The following is a 25053-nucleotide window of genomic DNA, read 5'->3' on the forward strand; positions in this document are numbered from 1 at the left end:
AGTTTTGAAAAAAATATTGCCTTTATTCTCCTATATATTACATCCGATTTTTATCTCGATGTATGCTACTTTGTTTTATTTGTATTGCAAAGAAGATATCTTTACAAACAGGGAAAAATATTATGTTTTATTTCAAATTCTTATTATTACGATTTTGGTGCCCATATTATTTTTCATGCTTTTGCGTTCTACGGGACACGTAAAATCGGTGATGGTACCCGAAACTTCGCAACGGCAGATCCCGCTTCTTTTGCAATGTTTTTTATATATTTTACTGGTAAAAAGAAGTATTGTAATTGCCCGTTATCCGGAACTTCATTTCTTTTTTCTAGGAGCATTATTCAGTACCATAATAGCCTTAATACTTTCTTTTTTTAAAATAAAAGCGAGTTTACACATGATGGCCATTAGCGGACTGGCACTTTTTGTAATTGGGCTGAATATACATTTGAAAATGCAAAATCCGTATTGGACAGCATTATTGGTTTTGTTGACAGGGGTTGTGGCTTCATCAAGACTTGAAATGGAAGCTCACACGAATAAAGAATTGATTATTGGCCTTTTGGCCGGCGTTTTTCCTCAGATTTTGTTCCTGTATCTGTGGTTATAAAATATAGAAAATTAACCCCGCATTGATTGTCCTAATATCCAGATTTTCTCCGGATAGTGTTTTTACCGATTTAAACAGAGGATTCAGGCCGTAATAAATATAAAGGTTCCAGGTATTGTACCCTGCTGAAAGATAGGGACCATATTGAAATTGATTGATATTGGAGTCATTGCTGATCTTATAAGTAGTTTCTCCATCGTCTAGCACAGATTTGGTTGCAAATGCATAGCTAAGTTTTACACCCAGATAAACCCTCCAGAATTTATAACTGTCAAAAGTAGAATTTCTCCATCTGAATTCTATCGGAACGTCTACTAAATATTGTCTGTATCTATTGGAAACAAATTCATTATAATCATTTACCTGATAAACCGAAGCACCTGAGCCATCTTTTGAAATGGTTAGATTCTGAAAGAAATTCTGGTAACTCAATCCCAAACCTGCAGCAATGGCAAAGGTTCTGTTTTTATTAATGGGCATATCACGCAAAAATCCGGCAGAAATACCCAAAGAAAATTTATTCTGCTTAAGGTCTGCTGGAATATTAGAAAATAGATTATACGTTATGGTTGTATAAAACTGATCTTCACGATAAAGCGAATCGATTTTCACGATTGGTTCTATTTTAGGCTTTGTTTCCTGTTGTGAAAAGACATTCAAAAACGAAACTAAAAAGAAACAACTAAAAAGTAATCGCATATCGTATTTTGGTTTTAAAGAGTTTTTCAAGTAAACGTTTTTTGCAGTGAATTTATTTTACTTACAAATATAATACAATGTCGTCTCTGGAGACAATTAGTAGTCAATTATTCTGTTTTTCATCAAAATTACAAGGATTTGCAAAACTATTTTTAACAAATTAGCAACAGAACTAAAAAAATAATCCCATTTTTCGTTCGTCTTTTATACCTTTGTCCTGCATGAAAAGAAAGCAGCTCATATTAAGTGTTTCTCTGGCGCTGACAGTATTGTTCTCAATCCTGTTTCAGTCTATACACAGTTATGAGCATATTGTAAAACAGCTTTCAGAAAAACAATGCCATCACGATTATAGTGATCCAAATGGCGAGATTACACATCAGCATCATGATTATGATGTTTGTTTTGTTTGTCATTTTACTTTTGGAAGTTATATTGTTCCTGATAAATTTTCATTTCAGTTTGATATATCAAATAAAGAAATACCTTATTTCTTCGCTGTTTCAGAAAAAATATTTTCATTTCCTGAAAGCGCTTATTTATTGCGGGGCCCGCCTGCAGCTGTAGTTGCCTAAATTTCGAATCAACGAAATCAAAATCACAATCTTTTAATTTAATTCCAAACAAACATTGGATTTTCCCATCCTGAATCAATCGGGATCGGCAGGCTTTATTGTTTTTCAGGTTTTTGTTTTAAAGAAAAATCAATTTAACTATAGCATCATTTCAAATGAAAAAAATAATATTAACCCTTATTTTAGGGTTTTCAGGGCTGCTTTCAGCTCAAAACTCTGTTTCCGGAACTGTAACAGATTCTCAAAATCAGCCTATGCCCGGAGTATCGGTTTATGCTCCCGAATTACATAAAGGTACTACTACAGACGAAACTGGAAAATATCAGTTTACAAATCTTCCAAACGGAAACTTAAGGCTTTCTTTTGCATTTGTTGGCTTTACAACTCAAAATAAAACTGTTATTAAATTATTAAAAGAAAATACCTTAGACGTTACACTCGAAGAGTCAATTCTTGAAATGGATGAAGTAATTGTCTCTACCCCATTCAACAAACTGCAATCGCAAAACGTAATGAAGGTAGAACACGAAAGCATCAAAACGCTACAACAAAAAGGAACTTCGACATTGATTGAAGGCCTGGCCACAATTCCGGGAGTTTCACAAATTTCTACAGGAACATCTATAGGAAAACCGGTAATTCGCGGACTTAGCGGGAATCGTGTTTTGGTTTATTCTCAAGGTGTTCGTATAGAAAATCAGCAATTTGGTGATGAACATGGTTTGGGATTAAATGATGCTGGAATCGAAAGTGTTGAAGTAATTAAAGGCCCGGCTTCTTTATTGTACGGATCTGACGCTTTGGGTGGTGTTTTGTATTTTAACCCCGAAAAATTTGCTGACGCGAATACTTTTAAAGCCAATTTTAGCCAAAAATATTTTACCAATACAGAAGGAAGTAATTCCTCTATTGGATTAAAAACTTCTACGGATAACTGGAAATTCCTGGCACGCGGAAGTTTCAATACCCATTCAGATTACAAAATTGCCGATGGAGACCGTGTAACCAATTCACGCTACAATGAAACTGATTTTAAGACAGGAATCGGATACAGTAATTCAAGTTTTTCAAGTGTATTGAGATATAATTATAATAAGCTTGATATAGGAATTCCGGAAGAAGGAATCGCAGAACAATCTTCAAGCAAAGATACCCAGTTTCCAAGACAGGGAATTTTTAACCATTTATTGAGTCTGAACAATGTTATCTTTTTTGAAAACTCAAAACTAGACGTTGATTTAGGTTATATAGCTAACGACAGAAGCGAATTTGAGGACAGTAATGATGCCTCTTTGCGAATGAAACTGAATACATTCAATTATAATGCAAAATATCATTTTCCGAAATTTGGTAAAATTGAAACTATTTTGGGTGTACAGGGAATGCATCAGACAAACAAAAACTCAGGTGAAGAATATTTAATTCCTAATGCCACTACAAATGATTTTGGTGTTTTTGGAACTGCAAATTATGAATGGAACAGCAACGTTTTACAAGCTGGATTGCGTTTCGATAACAGAAATGTTACTTCTGAAGCACATGTAAGTGAAGGTGAAGAAGGTTATTTTCAGGATCTAGACAAATCATTTAAAAGCTTTAACGCTTCTTTGGGTTATAAAACCCAATTGGCTGAACCTCTAACGCTTCGCTTAAATGTTGCTACCGGATTTAGAGCGCCAAACTTAGCAGAGTTAACATCAAATGGGGTTCACGAAGGAACTAACCGATACGAAATTGGAAATTCGGATTTAAAAACGGAACAAAACGTTCAGACAGATTTGAATTTAGAATATAAAAATTCACATTTTGAATTTTTTGTAAATGGATTTTACAATCATATAAACAATTATATCTACACTTCTCCAACGGGAGAAACACTTGACGATAATGATGTTTTTGCTTACGTTCAGGATAATGCACAATTATATGGTGGTGAGATAGGATTGCACTTTCATCCGCATCCTTTGGACTGGCTGCATTTTGAAACAAGTTTTGAAACTGTTACAGGCAAAAAAGACAATAAGGATTATTTGCCCCTGATTCCTGCAAACAACTGGAATAATACACTTAGAACCGAATTTGATATTAAAAACTGGTTAAAGGAAGGATATGCTTCCTTGAATGTTTCTTCGACTTTTGATCAGGATAATGTAAGTGGTTTTGAAACCGCTTCTAAAGGGTATACTCTGGTAAATTTAGGTTTTGGAGGAACAGTTAAACTTGGTAAAACTGCTTTTGACATTAACCTGAACGGAAACAATTTATTTGATGAAAAGTATATTGCCCATCTTTCAAGATTAAAAACAGACGGAATTCCAAATATTGGAAGAAATATTGTTTTGGGAGTAAACTTCACTCTATAATTTTTTAACCGCAGAGTACGCTAAGATTGCGCAAGGAGCGCTAACTTATTTCTCGCAAAAGTCGCAAGGACGCAAAGTTATTTTCTTTGCGACTCTGCGACTTTTGCGAGATTTAAATAAAGCTTTGTGTCCTTTGCGAAAAGACTTTGCGTGCTTTGCGGTTAAATTTTATATCTTCACAAAAAGCACTATTTTTGTTACAACTGACAAACTTAAACTATGAAAAAAACAATTCTTATAATGGCTATTACTACTGCAGGAATTTCATTTGGGCAAACAAAAATTCAGTATCCCGAAACAAAAAAGGGTGAAACTATTGACACGTATTTTGACACAAAAGTAAACGATCCTTATCGTTGGCTTGAAGATGATAAATCTGCCGAAACCGGTGCATGGGTAAAAGCGCAGAATGAAGTTACCTATGCTTATTTAGCTAAAATTCCTTTTCGCGAAGAGCTAAAAAAACGTATGGAAAAATTATGGAATTATGAGAAAATCGGAGCTCCGTCAAGAGAAGGGAATTTTACTTACTATTCTAAAAATAATGGTCTGCAAAATCAATCTGTAATTTACCGAAAAGATAAGAATGGCAAAGATGAAGTCTTCTTAGATCCGAACACTTTCTCTAAGGACGGGACAACTTCTCTGGGCAGTTTGGATTTTTCTAAAGATGGATCCAAGGCTGCATACTCTATTTCTGAGGGAGGAAGCGACTGGAGAAAAGTTATTATTATTGATGCTTTGTCTAAAAAAGTTTTAGAGGACACTATTGTTGATGTCAAATTCAGCGGGATTTCATGGTTTAAAAATGAAGGTTTTTACTACTCCAGTTATGATAAGCCAACAGGAAGCGAACTATCTGCCAAGACAGACCAGCATAAATTGTACTACCATAAATTGGGAACTTCTCAAAAAGACGATAAAGTTATCTTTGGGCTTGAAGATAAAAGAAGATATGTTGGTGGCTACGTTACCGAAGACGATCATTTTTTAGTGATCTCGGCTGCTAATTCAACCTATGGAAACGAATTATATATTAAGGATTTAAAAACTGCAAATAGTCCGATTGTCACAATTGTAGACAACTTTGACAGCGACAATTCTATCATTGAAAACGAAGGAACCAAACTTTTTATTGAAACAGATTTAAATGCACCCAATAAAAAAGTTGTTTTTGTGGATGCAAAAAATCCGAAACCGGAAAACTGGAAAGATTTTATCAAGGAAACCGAAAATGTTTTGGCACCTTCAACCGGAGCCGGATATTTCTTTGCTAATTATACTAAAGATGCTGTTTCATTAGTCTTGCAATATGATTACAGCGGAAAACTAGTTCGCGAAATCAAACTTCCTGCTGTGGGAACTGCCGGAGGATTTGGCGGTAAAAAAGAGGAAAAGATTCTTTACTATTCTTTTACAAACTATATCACGCCGGGAACAATCTTTTCGTTTGAACCAAAATCAGGTAAATCAGAAGTATATCAAAAACCAAAAGTAGATTTCAAAAATGAGGATTATGAATCAAAACAGGTTTTCTACACCTCAAAAGACGGAACAAAAATCCCGATGATAATTACTTATAAAAAAGGAATAAAATTAGACGGCAAAAACCCTACAATCCTTTATGGATATGGTGGATTTAATATAAGCCTAACTCCAAGTTTCAGCATTTCAAATGCAGTCTGGATGGAAAACGGAGGGATTTACGCCGTAGCTAATTTACGAGGCGGCGGTGAATACGGGAAAAAATGGCACGACGCAGGAACAAAACTGAAGAAACAAAATGTTTTTGATGATTTTATAGCTGCTGCAGAATATTTGATAAAACAAAAATATACTTCATCTGATTTTCTTGCAATTCGCGGAGGTTCTAATGGAGGTTTATTAGTGGGCGCAACAATGACGCAGCGTCCGGATTTAATGAAAGTAGCATTGCCGGCAGTTGGGGTTATGGATATGTTGCGTTATAATGCTTTTACTGCAGGTGCAGGATGGGCTTTTGATTATGGAACAGCTCAGGACAGCAAGGAAATGTTTGAATATCTTAAAGGATATTCACCAGTTCAAAATGTAAAAAAAGGAGTTCATTATCCTGCTACTATGGTCACTACCGGAGATCATGATGACCGTGTAGTTCCGGCGCATAGTTTTAAATTTGCTGCTGAGTTACAGGATAAACAAACCGGAGAAAATCCTGTGTTAATCAGGATTGATGTAAAAGCCGGACATGGTGCCGGAAAATCAGTTGCGGCAACCATTCAGGAAAATGTAGATATTCAGGCGTTCACACTTTACAATATGGGATTTAAAGATTTGCCGAAAAAATAAACTTTAGTCTATAATTTAATAGCCACGAATTCACGAGTTAAATTGTGAGTTCGTGGTTTTTTTATCTGTGAAGTTTTTTGCCACGAATTCCTCGAATTTTCACTAATTAAATTCGTGCTAATTTTTGTATTTAGTGGCTACTTTTTATAATATGTGAGAATCTTTTAATCTGTGGCAAACTTTTTAAGCGCAAAGAATTAGTGAAAATTAGTGTAATTCGTGGCAAACCTTTTTTAAATTTGAAATAATAAAAAAATAAAACGATGAAAATTATAAAATGGGGAATTATAGGCTGCGGTAATGTAACTGAAGTTAAAAGCGGACCTGCCTTTCAAAAAGCACCGAATTCGGCTTTAGTTGCAGTAATGCGACGAGATGCCAAACTTGCTGAAGATTACGCCAAACGCCACAATGTTCCCAAATGGTATTCTAATGCTATTGATTTAATAAATGATCCTGAAGTAGATGCGGTTTATATTGCTACACCTCCATCGTCTCATAAAGAATATACCATTTTATGCGCCAAAGCAGGAAAACCAGTGTATGTTGAAAAGCCAATGGCATTGACATTTGAAGAATGTAATGAAATGATAAGCACTTGCAAAGAACATAATGTTCCGCTATTTGTTGCTTATTACAGAAGAAGTTTACCAAGATTTTTAAAAATAAAAGAATTAATTGACGAAGGTAAAATTGGGACGATAAGACATGTAAACTGTGTTTTATATCACCCGTTTGAAAAACGTTATGATGATGAAATCAATTTACCATGGACAGTTATGCCTCATATTTCAGGAGGTGGAATATTTGTTGATCTGGCCTGCCATACTTTAGACTTCCTTGATTTTGTTTTAGGACCGATAAAGTCTGTCCGCGGACATGCAAGTTCACAACTTCTCGCTTATCCTGCGGAAGATTCTGTCTCAATGTCGTTTTTATTTGAAAACGGAATTCACGGAACAGGTTTATGGAATTTTGCGAGTTTTGAACGTTATGACAATACAGAAATTGTAGGTGATAAAGGAAAAATTTCTTTCTCAACTTTTGGAAATGATCCAATACATATTCAACTTTTGAATGGAGAAAAAGAAAGTATAACTATCGAAAATCCGCTTCATATTCAACAGCCTTTTATAGAAACTGTTGTTGCTGAACTTTTAGGTAATGAAGGTGTTTCTCCTTCTAAAGGAACTTCTGGAGCAAGAACTACCTGGGTTATTGATGAAGTTTTGAAGGAGTTTAGAGGTTTGAAATAATGAAACAAATTATATAACACAATTTTGTCATCCCGAGGAACTAGGGATCGCACTAGAAGCTGGGCAAAGATTGTCGATGTGCTTTACGGAATTACTAGTGTGCTCCCTCGTTCCTCGGGATGACAAACAACACGTCAAAAAAAAGAGGATATTCTATCGAATATCCTCTTTTTTATAAACTTATTAATTCCTTTAGAAAATTATAGGCTGTATTTAAGCCCTATAGTTATACCTAAACCTGAAATTCCAACATATGAACTTAATTCATCCATAGCGTCGTCTTTTCTGGTTGTATCAGCAGTATCTGCTGTAGTTGTATCAGGATTAAACAAAGGGTTATTAGAGTTTACATCTAATCTTTCGTGATAATTAGTATGTATTTGTGATTTAGTCCTTGTTCCTAAAGCATCTTGCCCATTAACCGTATATTCAGTAGTTTCCTTAGTTTTACCATGAACAGTAAAGTTACGGTATTCTAATTCAGCAAAAGCAGAAATGTGTTTTCCCAATTTGTATGATGTACCTAAAGCAGCCATAAATCCAATTGTTGGATTTGGTTTTACTACATCTTTAGAATAAATATTAGTTGTGTTTACAACATCATTACCTACATAAGACACAAGCTGTCTATCTGTTTTAATGTCTAAAGTTCCATGAATTGGCACAATAACCCCAACTTTAGTATAAGGTTCAAAACCATGTGCTTCACCTAAAAACATTACAACTGCAGGAGCTAAATCAAAAGCTTTGATTTGCCCATCAGCCTCAAAGCTAATGTATGTAGCAACAGTAGTATTTGGATTATATCCATAAAGTCTACCAGTAGTTTCAGCCATTGTCTTACTATTACTTATGTAATAATTTGCAGACAACTCTACCCCTATACGTGTAGAAAAACGGTACCCTGCAGTAATTCCACTTCTAAAACCTTGTCCAAAAGAACCTGTTATACTTTCTCTTGAAACTAATTTATTATTTGTTAAGGTTCCTGAATATACATCTCTATTTGGCGCTTGTCCTCCTACTTCAGGAAATTCTGTTGAAGCAGTTTGATTGAAGTATGATCCTCCCAATTTAAAATACCAGCTTTCTGGTTTATTTGCCGTGTCAGTTTGCGCCATAGCGGTCATTGAGCAAACTAATAATCCTAATAAAAATAGGTTCTTTTTCATAATTCCTGATTTAATTAATTTATACAAACTTAAATTATTTTAACATAATTTTTCAGATTCGCTCAGTACGGTTCGTACGAAATCGTTGTAATTTCAGGCAATATTACTAAAAAAGTATTATGCATGCATAATTTTAACACTATAAAAAAGCATTCTATTAAATTTTAACTGTTAATTTTTTAGTTCAATTTAAAATTAATCTGCATTTTTTCCAATTCCTGCAGTAGTTCTGCAGAAATCTTTACTTTTAAACGCCTGCTGGGCATAGTTAATTTAGTAACAACCTTAATTTCCTCTACTTCATTTACCTGCTGAATTTTGGTTTGCACAACATCTTCGTTATCATTTTCTTCTTCAAAAACAGCTTCATCGGTCTCTTCAAAATCTGTTGGTGTTTCTACCTCAACCAATCTTTTTATCTTTTCCAGTTCCATGATTTCAAAAGCCACAGAATTATCTCCTTTATTCTCATTAAACAAATGACTTAATTTATGAATAAATTCAGCCTGCAGATCTTTAATGTTCAATAGTAAAATCAGTTTTTTTGAAAATGCTTCTAATATATCCTGCAATTGCCTTACTTCGACAAACTGCATTCTTGGTTCCGATTTTTTACCCGTGTCATGATTTACCCAGCCATCTTTTATCAATATTTTCAAGTAAGCAAAATTATTCTGAATCAGGAAATGACGAAACTTCAGGTATTCTTCACCAAAAATCTTAAACTCAAAACTTTCATCATAACCTTCTAAATTAAAAGCTGCCCAGCCTTTTCCATTCTTGGCTACACGGTGCTGCACATTATTAATGATTCCGGCAAAATTGAGGTTTTTACCTACATACAATTCCATGTTTTTTAAAGCTTCTAATCGGGCATTACAGAAGTATTTCATCTCAAATCTAAAATCATCCAGAGGATGCCCTGAAATATAAATCCCGACAACTTCTTTTTCTTTTGCCAGTTTTTCCATCGTGCTCCAGTCTTCACATGGTGGCACAACAGGCTCTGCAATCTGAACTTCGCTTGTTTCTCCAAACAGACTTACCTGCGATGAATTTTCGTTTTCCTGAAATTTCGATCCATAACGTATTGCCTTTTCATAAAAAGTAATTCCGTCTCCATCATCATGAAAATACTGTGCTCTGGTTGTTCCTTCAAAAGAATCAAAACCACCTGCAAGCGCTAAGTTTTCTATTGCTTTTTTATTGGCTGCACGCAAATCAATTCGCTTAGCCAAATCAAAAATCGATTTATATCTTCCGTCTTTTCGGTTCTCTACAATTGTTTCTACAGCTCCGGAACCAACACCTTTAATAGCACCCATTCCAAAACGAACCGCATAATCGTCGTTTACCGTAAATTTATAGTATGATTCATTAACACAAGGCCCTAATACCTGCAACCCCATACGTTTACATTCTTCCATAAAGAACGAAACCTGCTTAATATCATTCATGTTATTAGAAAGTACCGCCGCCATATATTCAGCAGGATAATGCGCTTTCAAATATGCCGTTTGATACGCAATCCAGGCATAACAAGTAGAGTGCGACTTGTTGAAGGCATAACTCGCAAAAGCCTCCCAGTCTTTCCAGATTTTCTCTAAAATTTTTGCATCATGACCTTTTGCCGAAGCTTGCTCCACAAACTTAGGTTTCATTTTGTCCAGTACGTCTTTTTGTTTTTTACCCATCGCTTTACGCAAAACATCTGCCTCACCCTTTGTAAATCCTGCCAAAGACTGAGACAAAAGCATTACTTGCTCCTGATAAACCGTAATTCCGTAGGTTTCAGACAAATATTCGGCACAGGCATCTAAGTCGTATTTGATTTCCTCGTCACCGTTTTTTCTTCGAACGAAAGACGGAATATACTCCAAAGGTCCCGGACGATACAAGGCATTCATGGCAATTAAATCTCCAAATACAGTCGGTTTCAGGTCTTTCATGTATTTCTGCATTCCAGGCGACTCATATTGGAAGATTCCAACGGTTTCTCCTCTTTGGAAAAGCGCATAGGTTTCTTCATCATCAATAGGAAATGTATCTGGATCCAGCTCAATTCCGGTTCTGTATTTTACCAGTTTAACCGTGTCTTTTATCAGCGTAAGGGTCTTCAGACCCAGGAAGTCCATTTTTAGTAATCCTGCACTTTCTGCAACCGAGTTATCAAACTGCGTCACATATAAATCAGAATCTTTTGCCGTAGTAACGGGAACGAAATTGGTAATATCCGATGGCGTAATGATTACTCCACAGGCGTGAATTCCCGTATTTCGCATAGAGCCTTCAAGGATTTTTGCCTGCTGAATGGTTTCTCCGGCCAAATCACCTTCATTGGCAATCGCGATCAATTCTTTTACATTTTCAAATTCATCAGAACGAAGCGCTTTTTTAACCTCATCTTCGCTCTCCGAAATAAAACGCGCCAAATTCCATTTTGACGGCATCATCCCGGGAATCAGTTTGGCAATTCTATCGGCTTCAAATAAGGGTAAATCCAAAACACGTGCTGTATCACGAATTGCCGATTTGGTTGCCATTTTACCGTACGTAATAATTTGCGCTACCTGATTTTTTCCGTATTTATTGATTACATAATCCATGACACGTCCACGTCCTTCATCATCAAAATCGATATCAATATCGGGCATCGATACACGGTCCGGATTTAGGAAACGCTCAAAAAGCAAATCGTACTTAATTGGGTCAATATTTGTAATTCCTAAACAATAAGCAACGGCAGATCCCGCTGCAGATCCACGACCCGGACCTACAGAAACATCCATTTTTCGGGCTTCGGCAATGAAATCCTGAACAATCAAAAAGTAACCCGGATATCCTGAATTTGAAATCGTTAAGAGTTCAAAATCCAGACGTTCCTGAATCGATTCGGTTATTTCTCCATATCTTCTTTTGGCACCTTCCATCGTAAGGTGTCTCAAATATTTATTTTCACCACGAACACCTCCGTCAGCTTCATCTTCGGGAACAAAAAACTCTTGCGGGATATCAAATTTTGGAAGCAATACATCACGATAAAGTGAATAACCTTCGACCTTATCTACAATTTCCTGAATATTAATAATGGCTTCCGGTAAATCGGCAAAGAGTTTTTTCATCTCTTCCTCCGACTTATAATAGTATTCCTGATTTGGTAAACCATAACGGTAGCCACGGCCACGACCAATTGGAGTTGCCTGTTTTTCACCGTCTTTTACACACAATAAAATGTCGTGCGCATTGGCATCTTCTTTATTTAAATAGTAGGTGTTGTTTGTTGCGATTAATTTGACATTATGTTTTTTGGAGAATTCAATCAGGGTTTTGTTGACACGGTTTTCGTCTTCCTGATTATGGCGCATCACTTCCAGATAAAAGTCATCGTCAAATTGTTCTTTCCACCAAATCAAAGATTCCTCGGCTTGGTTTTCTCCGATGTTCAGAATTTTACTTGGAATTTCTCCATATAAATTTCCGGACAAGACCATAATGTCTTCTTTGTATTTTTCGACGATCTTTCGGTCAATTCGCGGAACATAATAAAAGCCTTCTGTGTAGGCAATGGAAGCCATTTTGGCCAAATTGTGATATCCTGCTTTGTTTTTAGCCAATAATACAACCTGATAACCATTGTCTTTTTTGCTTTTATCTAAATGATTTTCACAAATATTAAATTCACAACCTACAATTGGTTTTATTTCTGTTTCTGTTGGGTCTTCTCCGGCTTCAACCAAAGCTTTATTTTTTCCAGATGCCGCTTTATTGTGGTTCATAACAGCGCTCACAAAATGGAAAGCTCCCATCATGTTTCCGGTATCTGTCATGGCAACGGCCGGCATTCTGTTTTTGGCTGTAGCCGAAACAAGGTTTCCAATACCAATAGTAGATTGAAGCACCGAAAACTGCGTATGATTGTGCAAATGCGCAAATTTTGCCGCTTTAAAATCTGCTTTGTCAGAGGCTGAAACCGTAGTTTGTTTGTCATCAGATTGCAAAGCTTTTATTTGCTCTCTGATTTTATCTGAAGCCGCTTTTAAATTGATGTGTTTTAAACCGATTAATGGAAATTCCTGTGGATTTCTTTCTTGAAATTCCCTGAAATAATCCTTCGGAACATCCAGTTCTTCTTTGGTAAAAACCTCTCTTCTTATTAACTCCAGAAAACAACGCGTAGTTGCCTCAACGTCGGCAGTTGCATTATGCGCTTCCGCGAAAGGTTTGTTAAAAAGATAATTATGTAATTCTGTTAAGGTTGGCAGTTTGAATTTTCCTCCACGACCTCCCGGAAGTTGTAATAAGGAAGCTGTAACTTCGGTACACGTATCCAAAACAGGAATTGAAGCCATCGGAGAGTCTACGCCCATTCTATGGAATTCTGCTCCCATAATATTAACGTCGAAACCTAAATTCTGACCAACAATAAATTTGGTTTTGCTTAAAGCAATATTGAATTTCTCCAAAACTTCAGCAAGCGAAATTCCTTCGGCCTCAGCCAATTCAGTCGAAATTCCGTGAATACGTTCAGCATCATAGGGAATATTAAATCCGTCGGGTTTTACCAAATAATCCTGATGCTCAATAAGCTGCCCCATTTCGTCATGCAGCTGCCATGCGATCTGGATACAGCGAGGCCAGTTATCAGAATCGGTAATGGGAGCATCCCAGCGTTTTGGTAATCCGGTTGTTTCGGTATCGAATATTAAATACATAGATTTTTATAAAAAGACAATTTTAAAAATTCCAAATTCCAATTTTAAACATTGTAAATCCTTGATTACAGGAATTATAAAAAGGTCATAAAGTGAATTTGGAAGAGGTTCAAATTTACGCTTTTTTTGGAAGAAAGAAAATCCATATAACCCAAAAAATCATTCTTATGAACTAATCAGTTTTTCTCTTAAAATTCATAAAATTTGATAAAAATATACTACTTGGATGTCGTAGTATTAGGAACATGTATTGAATCTAAATAACAAACAAAAAACAATTCAAAAAGTACTGAAAAACAAATAAAGCCACAACTCAAAAAAGAAATCAAAAATACTAATTATTACTATTTTTACTCGATATGTTACATTTTTTCTAATTAATTATTACTATATGTGGCGATTATGAGATAAATTTGCAAACTATTAAAACAAAAAATAATTAAAAGAAATTAAAGCTAAAAAAGAAAATTAAAATCAATTTCTGAATCATTTTTCTGCCAAAATTGAATACATAAAAGCTTATTAGCAATACGTAATTTAGTTTGGGTATCGTATATAATGAAATATTGAAATTGACGCCCTTGTATCTTTTTTTACTTTTGTTTTGCTATTATCAGGAATTGCTGTGATTATAGAAATTACAATTAAAAAAAATAAAAAATGAGTAAGACATTATTTGACAAAGTATGGGATTCACATGTAGTGCGTAAAATTGAAGATGGACCAGATGTGTTTTTTATTGACCGCCATTTCATTCACGAAGTTACAAGTCCTGTTGCTTTTTTAGGATTAAAAGCCAGAGGCGTTAAGGTTCTTTATCCGGAACGTACTTTTGCAACTGCAGATCACAATACACCAACTATAAACCAACATTTACCAGTTCAGGATCCTTTATCCGCCAATCAGCTTCAGGCTCTTGAAGATAATGCTAATGAATACGGAATTTCGCACTGGGGATTAGGTCACATTAAAAACGGAATTGTACACGTAGTTGGTCCTGAAAACGGAATTACTTTGCCAGGTGCCACTATTGTTTGTGGTGATTCGCACACGTCTACTCACGGTGCTTTTGGAGCGATTGCTTTTGGTATCGGAACTTCTGAGGTGGAGATGGTACTTTCTACACAATGTATCATGCAGCCAAAACCAAAGAAAATGCGTATTAACGTAAACGGTCAATTGAGCAAAGGTGTCGGTCCAAAAGACGTTGCTCTTTATATTATTGCCCAATTAACTACTTCTGGAGGAACAGGTTATTTTGTTGAATATGCTGGTGATGTTTTCGAAAATATGACAATGGAAGGCCGTATGACGGTTTGTAACCTAAGTATCGAAATGGGTGCCCGCGGCGGAATGATCGCTCCTGACCAGACTACTTTTGATTTCCTTGAAGGAAGACTTTACGCTCCAAAAGGAGAAGCATGGACAAAAGCTGTTGAATATTGGAAAACTTTAAAAACTGATCCGGACGCTGTTTTTGATGCTGAATTAAACATCAACGCCTCTGATATTGAACCAATGATTACTTATGGTACTAACCCTGGAATGGGAATTGGTATCTCAAAACATATTCCAAACGCCAATCAGGTTGAAGGGGGAGAAGAAACGTATAAAAAATCGCTTGCTTATATGGGCTTCCAGGAAGACGACGTGATGATTGGAAAACCAATTGATTATGTTTTCCTGGGAAGTTGTACAAACGGCCGTATTGAAGATTTCAGGGCTTTCGCTGAAATTGTAAAAGGAAGAAAAAAAGCTGATAATGTTACCGCTTGGTTAGTTCCGGGTTCTCACGTTGTTGAAGCTCAGATTAAAGAAGAAGGTATTCTGGATATTTTGACAGAAGCAGGTTTCGTATTACGTCAGCCTGGATGTTCTGCTTGTTTAGCCATGAATGATGATAAAGTTCCAGCCGGAAAATATGCAGTAAGTACTTCAAACAGAAACTTTGAAGGTCGTCAGGGTCCTGGTTCAAGAACGCTTTTAGCAAGTCCGATTATGGCTGCCGCTGCCGCTGTTACAGGAAAATTGACAGATCCGAGGGAATTATTTTAGATTAAAGAGTTGAGATTTAGATTTCTTATTTTGAGTAATCTTCATCTAATTTCTTTAAATAAAAATTCTTTACATTATTTATACAAAACATTTTAGCCTTTAGATTCATCCCAGCGAGAAAAATCTAAAAACTAAAATCCAAAAATCTAAAATTAAAATGGCATACGATAAATTTAATATACTTACCAGCAGTGCAGTGCCGCTGCCAATTGAGAACGTAGATACAGATCAAATCATTCCGGCTCGTTTCCTGAAAGCTACAAAACGTGAAGGTTTTGGAGACAATCTTTTCAGAGACTGGAGATATAACGGAGATGATACTCCAAAAGCAGATTTCGTTTTAAACAACCCAACTTACAGCGGAAAAATTTTGGTTGGAGGAAAAAACTTTGGTTCAGGATCTTCGAGAGAACATGCTGCGTGGGCAGTTTATGATTACGGGTTTAGAGCTGTAGTTTCAAGTTTCTTTGCAGATATCTTTAAAGGAAACTGCTTGAATATTGGTGTTTTACCAGTTCAGGTTAGCCCAGAATTTGCGGATACAATCTTTAAAGCAATCGAAGCTGATCCTAAAACAGAATTGGAAATCAACCTGCCAAACCAAACGATTACTTTATTGGCAACGGGTCAATCAGAATCTTTTGCAATCAACGGATACAAAAAGAACAACATGATCAATGGCTTTGATGACATTGATTATCTGCAAAATATTAAAGAAGATATTGTGGCTTTCGCCGATAAACTTCCTTATTAAAAAATCAGGTTCAGTCCTATGAGACCCGGCAGGTTTTTGAAACTTGTCGGGTTTTTCTAAATTAAATTAGAAAACATAGAACGCGGATAAAACAGATTTGCTATCGCAAAAACGCTGAAAAAAACAGATTTTATTTTTAACTTAAGTAAAAATCAGTGGTAATCTGCGTCTTCGCAAAGCGAATCCGTAAAATCAGTGTTCAAATTAAAATATTAGGATATCACTTAATCCAAACAGTTAGAAATTAGAATATCAATATGGAAAAAAGAAAAATTGAAATAATGGATACGACGCTTCGTGATGGTGAACAAACCTCCGGAGTATCTTTTTCTGCTGCAGAAAAACTGACCATTGCACAATTGTTGTTGGAAGAACTAAATATTGATAGAATCGAAATTGCATCTGCCCGCGTAAGTGAGGGCGAATTTCAGGCCGTGAAAGGCATTACATCCTGGGCAACCGAGAGAGGCTATATTAATCGTATTGAGGTGCTTTCGTTTGTAGACGGAGGTGTTTCTATAGACTGGATGAAAAAAGCCGGAGCAAAAGTGCAGAATTTGTTGACCAAAGGTTCAATGAATCACTTAACGCATCAATTAAAAAAAACTCCGGAACAGCACTTTTCTGAAATTGCCCAAATCATTGCTTTAGCAAAAGAAAACGATATTGAAACCAATGTTTATCTGGAAGACTGGAGCAACGGAATGCGAAATTCTCCGGATTATGTTTTTCAATTTCTGGATTTTTTAGCAACTCAGCCTGTTAAAAGAATTTTACTTCCGGATACTTTAGGCGTTTTGATTCCGTCTTTGGCTTTTGAATTTATTTCAAAAATCAGAATAAAATATCCGAATATTCATTTTGATTTTCACGCTCATAATGATTACGATTTGAGTGTCGCCAATGTAATGGAAGCCGTAAAAGCAGGCATAAACGGACTTCACGTAACGGTAAACGGAATGGGAGAACGTGCAGGAAATGCACCACTGGAAAGTACTGTTGCCGTAATAAACGATTATCTGCCAGAAGTTAGCATTAACATCAAAGAGACTTCTTTATATACGGTAAGTAAATTAGTTGAAACTTTTACAGGATATAGAATTCCTGCCAACAAACCAATCGTTGGGGATAATGTTTTTACTCAAACTGCCGGAATTCATGCTGATGGTGATAATAAAAACAATTTATACTTTAATGATTTGCTCCCGGAACGTTTTGGAAGAAAAAGAAAATATGCGCTCGGAAAAACTTCAGGCAAAGCCAATATCGAGAAAAATCTTCAGGAATTAGGTTTAAAATTAAATCAGGAAGATTTGAAATTGGTTACCCAAAGAATTATCGAACTAGGCGATAAAAAAGAAACTGTCACCAAAGAAGATTTGCCATACATTATTTCTGATGTTTTGGACAGCCATACCTATCAGGATAAAATTACAATTGAATCTTACGTATTAATGCATTCAAAAGGAATGCGTCCGTCGACAACTTTGCTTCTTAAAATTGATGATGAAATTATCGAAGAAAGTGCGCAGGGCGATGGTCAGTTTGATGCTTTTATGAATGCTTTATCTAAAATTTACAAAAGCAAAAAACTAACGTTGCCAAAATTGATTGATTACGCCGTAAGAATTCCACCAGGAAGTAGTTCTGACGCCTTATGCGAAACGATTATAACCTGGGTAAATAACGGAAAAGAATTTAAAACAAGAGGATTAGATTCCGATCAAACCGTTGCTGCCATTATTGCAACGCAAAAAATGTTGAATGTAATAGCCTAAGGTTCTAAGTTGCTAAGATGCTAAGGTTCTGAGATTTTTTCTTTGAGCTTATAATCTTAAAAACTCAGAATCTTAAAAAAACATGAAGTTACTAAGCCCACTAAGAAAGAACTTAGAATCTTAGAAACTCAGAAACTTAGAACCTTTAAAAAAATTATAAATAAAAGTTCTGCTTACTAAGAAAAAAACTTAGAACCTTAGTAACTCAGAACCTTAGAACCTTAAAAGAAATGAAATTTAACATAGCCCTTTTAGCCGGTGACGGAATCGGACCAGAAGTAATTAATGAAGCCGTAAAAGTATCTGATGCTATTGCAAAGAAATTCAATCACGAAATAACATGGACACCAGCTTTAACCGGAGCATGCGCTATTGATGCAGTAGGAGTTCCTTATCCTGATGAAACCCACGAAGTTTGTATGAAAGCCGATGCTGTTTTATTTGGAGCAATTGGTCACCCAAAATATGATAACGATCCAAGTGCACCAGTTCGTCCGGAGCAGGGATTATTATTGATGCGCAAAAAATTAGGCTTGTTTGCTAACGTACGTCCAACTTTTACTTTTCCTTCCTTAATTGATAATTCTCCTTTAAAAAGAGAAAGAATAGAAGGAACTGATTTGGTTTTCTTAAGAGAATTAACCGGCGGAATTTATTTTGGAGAAAAAGGAAGAAAAGATAACGGTGATACTGCTTTTGACAACTGTGTTTACACAAGAGCCGAAGTGCAGCGTTTAGCTAAAAAAGGTTTTGAATTAGCCATGACAAGAAGCAAAAAACTTTGTTGTGTCGATAAAGCAAACGTTTTAGAAACTTCACGTTTGTGGAGAGAAACCGTTCAGGCAATGGAAAAGGATTATCCGGAAGTTACGGTTTCTTATGAATTTGTTGATGCTGTTGCGATGCGTTTGGTACAATGGCCAAACTCTTACGATGTGTTGATTACAGAGAATTTATTTGGAGATATCTTAACAGATGAAGCTTCTGTAATTTCAGGTTCTATGGGATTAATGCCTTCTGCTTCTGTTGGAGAACATACCTCATTGTACGAACCAATACACGGTTCTTATCCTCAGGCAACCGGATTAAATATTGCAAATCCTTTGGCAACAATTTTATCTGCTGCGATGATGTTTGAAGATGCTTTTGGATTAAAAGATGAAGCCGAAGCTATTCGTGCTGTTGTTAATAAATCACTGGAACAAGGAATTGTTACAGAAGATTTAGCTGCAAAAGGAACTAAAGCTTATAAAACAAGCGAAGTTGGAGACTGGCTTGTAGCAAACTTATAATATTAGTTTCAGGTTTTATTTTGTTTCAAGTTTCAAGTTATTGGAACGTGAAACAAAATAAAACCTGAAACCTGAAACAAAATTTACCACATAAAAAAAGGGATCAACTTTCGTTGATCCCTTTTATATATTTAGAAAAAAATATTAATATCCTCCTCTACCACCACGGTCATTTCCACCACGGTTGTTTCCTCCACCATAACCTCCGCGTGAATCTCCACCACGGCTGTTATTATTGAAGCTTCTTCTTTCACCCTCAGGTTTCGGTTCAGATTTATTAACCACAATTGCACGACCTTGAACAGTAGCTCCGTTCAGTTCATCAATTGCTTTTTGAGCTTCAGCATCGTTTGGCATCTCAACAAAACCAAAACCTTTGCTTCTTCCAGTAAATTTATCAGTGATAATTTTAACTGAATCTACTGCTCCGTAAGCCTCGAAAGACTCTCTTAAATCTGCTTCCTCAATACTGAATGGAAGGCTTCCAACAAAAATGTTCATATGTACTTATTTATAATAATGTAGCAAATGTAGTCTTATTTTTCTCTAATCTACTACATATTAGCTTATTTATGTTTTTATTTTGATTTTAAAAACCAAATATCATCAAAACGTGTTAAAAGTAACAACATTTAATGTCAGGGAATAGAAGTCAGCGGTACTTTATAAAAGACACCCTCGGTAAAGGTTATTTTTGGTTTTTCTGCATCATCTTCATTTAAGTTTATTGCAGTAAATTTGAATGTTCCTGAAATTGTTTTATTGTCAGCATTATACTCTGTAATTGTAATCTGACCATTTCCCTGATCTGTACCTGTAGAGAATTCACTTTTCTTTTCAGGCAAATCATTAATATAATATCCTTTAGAAATATCATCGATTCCCAGAACGTAACTACCAACAGCAGGAGAAGCCGTGGTTAAAGTTATTTTTTCATAACCTAAATAGCCTTCAACGGTTACAGTACCATCTCCGGCAACGTAAGCTTTGTAATTCTGAGCTCTCCAGAAAACATTATCTTTTAAGGTTTGAAATGCCGGATTATTAAACTTTATATCTTCTGTACAAGATATTACAAACAAAATAACTGGCAATAGAAACATCCATTTTTTCATAAATATGGTATTTAAAACAAAATTTACGCAAAAGTATCATATTAATAGAAGGAAAACCTAAATGTACATTAGAAAAACATACATTTTTACATTAAATCTTAACTTTGCTTTTTAATATAAATTTGAACGTAGTATTCAGAAAAAAATTATATCTTTGCGCCCTTAATTAACAGAGGTCGAGTACCTCAAAATTTAATCATACGATTATGTCAGTAAAAATTAGATTACAAAGACACGGTAAAAAAGGAAAACCTTTTTACTGGGTTGTAGCTGCAGATGCACGCTCAAAAAGAGATGGTAAATACTTAGAGAAAATCGGTACTTACAATCCAAACACAAACCCGGCAACTGTTGAGTTAAACCTTGACAACGCAGTTAAATGGTTACACAATGGTGCACAACCAACTGATACTGCCAGAGCAATTCTTTCTTACAAAGGTGCTTTGTTGAAACACCACCTTGATGGAGGTATCCGTAAAGGAGCCTTGACTCAAGAACAAGCTGATGCAAAATTAGCTGCTTGGTTAGAAGCTAAAGCTGGAAAAGTTGATGCTAAAAAAGAAGGTTTAACAAAAGCGCAAGCTGATGCTAAAGCTAAAGCTTTTAAAGCAGAACAAGAAGTTAACGCTAAACGTTTAGCTGCTGCAGCTCAGGCTGAAGCTGATGCTATCGCTGCTGCAACTCCTGCAGTTGAAGAAGAAGTTGCTGAAGTTGAAGCGGAAGCTGCTACTGAAGAAGCTCCTGCAGCTGAAGAGAATAACGAAACAACTGAAGCATAATTTTATTTAGCGGTAATGCGTAAAGAAGAATGTTTTTATTTAGGTAAAATCGCTAAAAAATTTAGTTTCAAAGGTGAAGTTCTGGCTTATTTAGACACGGACGAACCTGAGTTATACGAAAATCTGGAATCAGTGTTTGTTGAATGCAACAAACACCTGGTTCCTTTTTTTATTGAAAAAAGTTCTCTGCATAAAAACGATTTTCTTAGAATTCGTTTTGAAGACATGAATACTGAAGAAGAAGCAGATGCAATTATTGGCAATGCTATTTATCTTCCTTTAACGATGTTGCCAAAACTTTCCGGCAACAAGTTTTATTTCCACGAAGTTATTGGTTTTGAAATCGAAGACCAGCGCTTAGGCGTTTTCGGAAAAATTGCAGCTGTTAACGACACTACTGCTCAACCTCTTTTTGAAGTTTTGAATGGCGAAGTTGAAATGTTAATTCCGATGATCGATCATTTCCTTGTGAAAATTGACCGTGAGAATAAAAAAGTAATCATGAACTTGCCAGAAGGGCTTGTTGAGATGTACCTTTAATTAAAATTCCAAAAATTTTTAAATTTCAAATTCCAATACGAGGAGTTATTTTCTTAAAATATTTTTAAAAGAAAAAACTTTCAAAACAAATATAATTTCTATTTTTAAACTCTATTTATTGAATTTAGAATTTTAAAATATTGGATTTACACTATGACTAAACCCTACGATTTAGAGGAAAGGACTTTCTTGTTTGCAAAAGAGTGTCGAGCATACATTAGAACTTTATCTAAAACAACATCAAATATTGAAGATGGAAAACAATTAATAAGATCTTCGGGTTCTGTTGGAGCGAATTATATTGAAGCGAATGAAAAACTTGGAGACAAAGATTTAATATTTAGACTTAAAATATCCCGAAAAGAGGCCAAAGAATCTAAATTTTGGTTGAGATTACTACACGAATTAAATCCCGATCAAAGAATACTTTCAGATTCATTAATATTCGAAGTCGAAGAATTAAGAAAGATTCTGTCGGCAATAATCACCAAAACTTCAAAATAAATATTGAATTTTTAATCTTACTTTTGCAATTCTAATTACTCCATTTACATTTGAAATTTTCTTCTTTCAAATTGGAATTTGGAATTTTAAAAATTTGGGATTTATAATATGTTTCAATTTAAGCAATTCTCTATTCAACAAGATAAAACCGCTATGAAAGTCGGAACTGATGGTGTTTTATTAGGTGCGTGGGCTCCAATAGATCACAATCCGTTTAGTATTTTAGATATTGGTGCCGGAACTGGAATCATTGCTTTAATGCTTGCTCAACGTACTCATGCGGAACAAATTGATGGTCTTGAAATTGATGAGGATGCTTATGAACAAGCAGTCGATAATTTTGAAAATTCGCCTTGGGGAGAACGTTTATTTTGTTTTCATGCCGGCTTAGATGAGTTTATTGATGAACCCGAAGATGAGTATGATTTGATTGTTTCCAATCCCCCTTTTTATGCCGAAGATTATAAAACAGAAAACGATCAGCGTGATTTAGCACGTTTTCAGGACGCAATGCCTTTTGAAGAGTTAATTGAAGTTGCAGATTTATTACTTTCTGAAAACGGAATATTCGCTTTAATTATTCCTTTTAAAGAAGAAGAAAAATTTATCGCTCTAGCGAAAGAATCTGAACTATATCCGATAAAAATTACACGAGTAAAAGGAACTCCAAAATCTGAGATCAAGCGCACTTTACTGGCTTTTAGCCGAAATAAAACTTCTGAAATTGAAATCGATGAACTAATTATCGAAATTGACAGGCATGTTTATACTCCTGAATATATTGAATTGACAAAGGAATTTTATTTGAAGATGTAAAAAAAATATCTTTGTCAAAGTTTGAAACTTTGACAAAGATTTAAATTGTTTTATTTTCCATTTTTAGCAAAAATAATTGCTCTTTCCAAAACTTCATCTCGACCTTGCTGAATACCTAAAATGGTTGGTTTTACTACAATATCAGGTACAATACCTATTCGCTGTGTTTCTTTTTTGTTGGGATAAAAAACGCCATAACAAGTAAACGAAGTATAAAATCCTTTAATGATCGGAAATCCATAATTTGCTCCATCTGCACCTCCTGTCTGACTTCCTATTACTTTAACTTTTGGAGCAGTTTGCAAACTCATCGCATTAAATTCTGCGTGGCTCACTGCTTTTTCATTTATTAAAACAATTACTTTTCCTTTGTAATATTCTGGATTATTTTTACCACACTTTAGAATTTCATTTCTCCACAAATAACGTCCTGGATAACTTACATCTGGATCTAAGAATTTAACAAACTCCTTAGGCTCAGAATTTAGCCAGTCCGAAATAGCAAACATAACATCATGCGGACGTTCACGATTATCAAAAATAATAGCATTTGTATTATTAAGTGCAGAGATCAAAGCAGGGACATCACTTTCTTCTAATGCATCATAATTAACATAGCCAATATTATCCTCTAAAATTTTCCATTTTTCTCTATCTGGAAACTGAATTTTTAAGTCTTGATATTTATAACGATTTATTGATTTTAACGCTGTTTTTCCATCACGGACAAACTCTACTTCAACAGAGGATGTTTTTCCATTAAAAATTGTCCAATAGGCATTCTTTAGTACAGACGGTTCATTTGATCCTTCAACATATTTTCTATTTTCTTTTAATAGTTGAGCAATAGTTTTTCCATCAACTTTTGTAACTACATCACCTACTTTTAAATCATTTATTTTTCCTAATGAATCGTTTTTTAAACTTACTATAATTGCTTTTTCATCTATAATTTTGACATCAGCCGGAATAAATTTATCTCCAAAATATTCAAATAATTGAGACATCTGAGTTGATGCATGTGTATCATTCAGTTTTATTGAAATCTCACGCATTGCCAAAACAAAATCTTTCTCAGATTCCGGAGCATCAAATCTTGGAAGCATTTTAATTAATACTTTATCCCAATTTTCATCCATTTGATATTTGTACGGAAAGAAGTATTCTATATAATTCCAATATCTAAACAATGCAAGAAGACGTAAATTTTTATCCGTCCACTTAAAATCGGCGTATTTTATCTCATTATTAAACTGCAGCGGCACTTTTCCACTATTCAATTCGTAATCAACATAAAACTGCTTTCCCTGAATTCTGTTTTCTTCAATAAATTTTAATTTTTTGGAAAGTGATTTAGAGAATAATTCATTTTTTGAAAACCAGGACAAATCAAAATTTTTATCGAAATATTCTATTTTTGAAGCTGATTTAGGAGATGTATAATTTTTAACTTCTCCTAAAGAAACAATCCAGTTTTCAATTATTAAGGAATATGCTTCTGCAGTTTTTGCTTCTTCTACTTTTGGTAAAATTTGAAACAATTGCTCATCCCAGTTTTTACTTCCATCTACGACATTTGGGTGATAATATTTTAAAAATCCCCAAACTTTACAGGTTACAGCGAGCTTTTGGGTTTCGGTTATGGGTTTTGAAAATGCATTTTGAAATACTAAAATAAGGATAAGAAACAAAGTTTTCTTCATTA

At 35.0% G+C, this 25053-nt stretch carries 19 protein-coding genes; 13 read left to right on the plus strand and 6 right to left on the minus strand.

Features of this window, described 5'->3' with window-relative positions; translation table 11 throughout:
• Positions 1 to 4 precede the first annotated feature (4 nt).
• Positions 5 to 610 carry a hypothetical protein gene (locus tag JOD96_RS19155; RefSeq protein ID WP_209565830.1) on the plus strand — a complete coding sequence of 202 codons (606 nt, stop codon included), beginning with the start codon at positions 5 to 7 and terminating at the stop codon, positions 608 to 610.
• Here the strand turns inward: JOD96_RS19155 and JOD96_RS19160 are convergent.
• Positions 605 to 1339: a porin family protein gene (locus JOD96_RS19160; RefSeq protein WP_317195305.1), complete on the minus strand. Its 735-nt coding sequence runs from the start codon at positions 1337 to 1339 to the stop codon at positions 605 to 607. The genes JOD96_RS19155 and JOD96_RS19160 overlap by 6 nt on opposite strands.
• A gap of 191 nt (positions 1340 to 1530) precedes the next feature.
• Between JOD96_RS19160 and JOD96_RS19165 the strand changes: the two genes are divergently transcribed.
• The 4 genes from JOD96_RS19165 (at position 1531) to JOD96_RS19180 (ending at position 7831) form a co-directional block, all read left to right on the plus strand.
• Positions 1531 to 1884, plus strand: coding sequence for a hypothetical protein (locus tag JOD96_RS19165; protein WP_209565831.1), 354 nt, complete (start codon positions 1531 to 1533; stop codon positions 1882 to 1884).
• 155 nt (positions 1885 to 2039) lie between these two features.
• Positions 2040 to 4247 carry a TonB-dependent receptor gene (locus JOD96_RS19170; RefSeq protein ID WP_209565832.1) on the plus strand — a complete coding sequence of 736 codons (2208 nt, stop codon included), beginning with the start codon at positions 2040 to 2042 and terminating at the stop codon, positions 4245 to 4247.
• Positions 4248 to 4466: 219 nt separating this feature from the next.
• Positions 4467 to 6575, plus strand: a complete 2109-nt coding sequence (locus JOD96_RS19175; protein ID WP_209565833.1) for a prolyl oligopeptidase family serine peptidase — start codon at positions 4467 to 4469, stop codon at positions 6573 to 6575.
• A 263-nt stretch (positions 6576 to 6838) separates the two neighbouring features.
• Positions 6839 to 7831: a Gfo/Idh/MocA family protein gene (locus JOD96_RS19180; RefSeq protein ID WP_209565834.1), complete on the plus strand. Its 993-nt coding sequence runs from the start codon at positions 6839 to 6841 to the stop codon at positions 7829 to 7831.
• A 200-nt stretch (positions 7832 to 8031) separates the two neighbouring features.
• Here the strand turns inward: JOD96_RS19180 and JOD96_RS19185 are convergent, their stop codons facing one another.
• Together JOD96_RS19185 and dnaE are read right to left on the minus strand one after the other, a co-directional pair.
• Complete coding sequence (locus tag JOD96_RS19185) at positions 8032 to 9003, minus strand: outer membrane beta-barrel protein (protein WP_209565835.1); 972 nt, start codon at positions 9001 to 9003, stop codon at positions 8032 to 8034.
• A 179-nt stretch (positions 9004 to 9182) separates the two neighbouring features.
• Positions 9183 to 13715, minus strand: a complete 4533-nt coding sequence (gene dnaE, locus JOD96_RS19190) for a DNA polymerase III subunit alpha (protein ID WP_209565836.1) — start codon at positions 13713 to 13715, stop codon at positions 9183 to 9185.
• 660 nt (positions 13716 to 14375) lie between these two features.
• On the opposite strand from dnaE, the gene leuC reads away from it, so the two are divergent.
• The 4 genes from leuC (at position 14376) to leuB (ending at position 19594) form a co-directional block, all read left to right on the plus strand.
• Entirely contained in the window at positions 14376 to 15770 is a 1395-nt protein-coding gene (gene leuC, locus JOD96_RS19195; protein ID WP_209565837.1) for a 3-isopropylmalate dehydratase large subunit, read from the plus strand.
• 157 nt (positions 15771 to 15927) lie between these two features.
• The gene (gene leuD, locus JOD96_RS19200) at positions 15928 to 16524 is read left to right on the plus strand and encodes a 3-isopropylmalate dehydratase small subunit (RefSeq protein ID WP_209565838.1); all 597 of its coding nucleotides are present in this window, start codon (positions 15928 to 15930) and stop codon (positions 16522 to 16524) included.
• A 257-nt stretch (positions 16525 to 16781) separates the two neighbouring features.
• Complete coding sequence (locus tag JOD96_RS19205; protein WP_209565839.1) at positions 16782 to 18302, plus strand: alpha-isopropylmalate synthase regulatory domain-containing protein; 1521 nt, start codon at positions 16782 to 16784, stop codon at positions 18300 to 18302.
• A 230-nt stretch (positions 18303 to 18532) separates the two neighbouring features.
• Positions 18533 to 19594, plus strand: coding sequence for a 3-isopropylmalate dehydrogenase (gene leuB / locus JOD96_RS19210; RefSeq protein WP_007809706.1), 1062 nt, complete (start codon positions 18533 to 18535; stop codon positions 19592 to 19594).
• Positions 19595 to 19738: 144 nt separating this feature from the next.
• Here leuB and JOD96_RS19215 read toward each other — a convergent pair whose 3' ends face one another.
• Both JOD96_RS19215 and JOD96_RS19220 read right to left on the minus strand, forming a co-directional pair.
• Positions 19739 to 20095 (minus strand): RNA recognition motif domain-containing protein, encoded by a 357-nt coding sequence (locus JOD96_RS19215; protein ID WP_072970243.1) that lies wholly within the window; start codon positions 20093 to 20095, stop codon positions 19739 to 19741.
• Positions 20096 to 20232: 137 nt separating this feature from the next.
• Positions 20233 to 20709 (minus strand): DUF6252 family protein, encoded by a 477-nt coding sequence (locus JOD96_RS19220; RefSeq protein ID WP_209565840.1) that lies wholly within the window; start codon positions 20707 to 20709, stop codon positions 20233 to 20235.
• 206 nt (positions 20710 to 20915) lie between these two features.
• Between JOD96_RS19220 and JOD96_RS19225 the strand changes: the two genes are divergently transcribed.
• The 4 genes from JOD96_RS19225 to JOD96_RS19240 all read left to right on the plus strand — a co-directional run bounded on the left by JOD96_RS19225 (position 20916) and on the right by JOD96_RS19240 (position 23348).
• Positions 20916 to 21488, plus strand: a complete 573-nt coding sequence (locus tag JOD96_RS19225) for a 30S ribosomal protein S16 (protein ID WP_209565841.1) — start codon at positions 20916 to 20918, stop codon at positions 21486 to 21488.
• A gap of 15 nt (positions 21489 to 21503) precedes the next feature.
• Complete coding sequence (gene rimM, locus JOD96_RS19230; protein ID WP_209565842.1) at positions 21504 to 22028, plus strand: ribosome maturation factor RimM; 525 nt, start codon at positions 21504 to 21506, stop codon at positions 22026 to 22028.
• 153 nt (positions 22029 to 22181) lie between these two features.
• Complete coding sequence (locus tag JOD96_RS19235) at positions 22182 to 22532, plus strand: four helix bundle protein (protein WP_209565843.1); 351 nt, start codon at positions 22182 to 22184, stop codon at positions 22530 to 22532.
• A 108-nt stretch (positions 22533 to 22640) separates the two neighbouring features.
• Positions 22641 to 23348, plus strand: a complete 708-nt coding sequence (locus JOD96_RS19240) for a tRNA1(Val) (adenine(37)-N6)-methyltransferase (RefSeq protein ID WP_209565844.1) — start codon at positions 22641 to 22643, stop codon at positions 23346 to 23348.
• 50 nt (positions 23349 to 23398) lie between these two features.
• Here the strand turns inward: JOD96_RS19240 and JOD96_RS19245 are convergent, their stop codons facing one another.
• Positions 23399 to 25051, minus strand: a complete 1653-nt coding sequence (locus JOD96_RS19245) for a S41 family peptidase (protein WP_209565845.1) — start codon at positions 25049 to 25051, stop codon at positions 23399 to 23401.
• Between the last annotated feature and the right edge of the window lie 2 nt (positions 25052 to 25053).

Origin of the sequence: Flavobacterium sp. 1355, assembly GCF_017833415.1 — a bacterium.
Taxonomy (GTDB): Bacteria; Bacteroidota; Bacteroidia; order Flavobacteriales; family Flavobacteriaceae; genus Flavobacterium.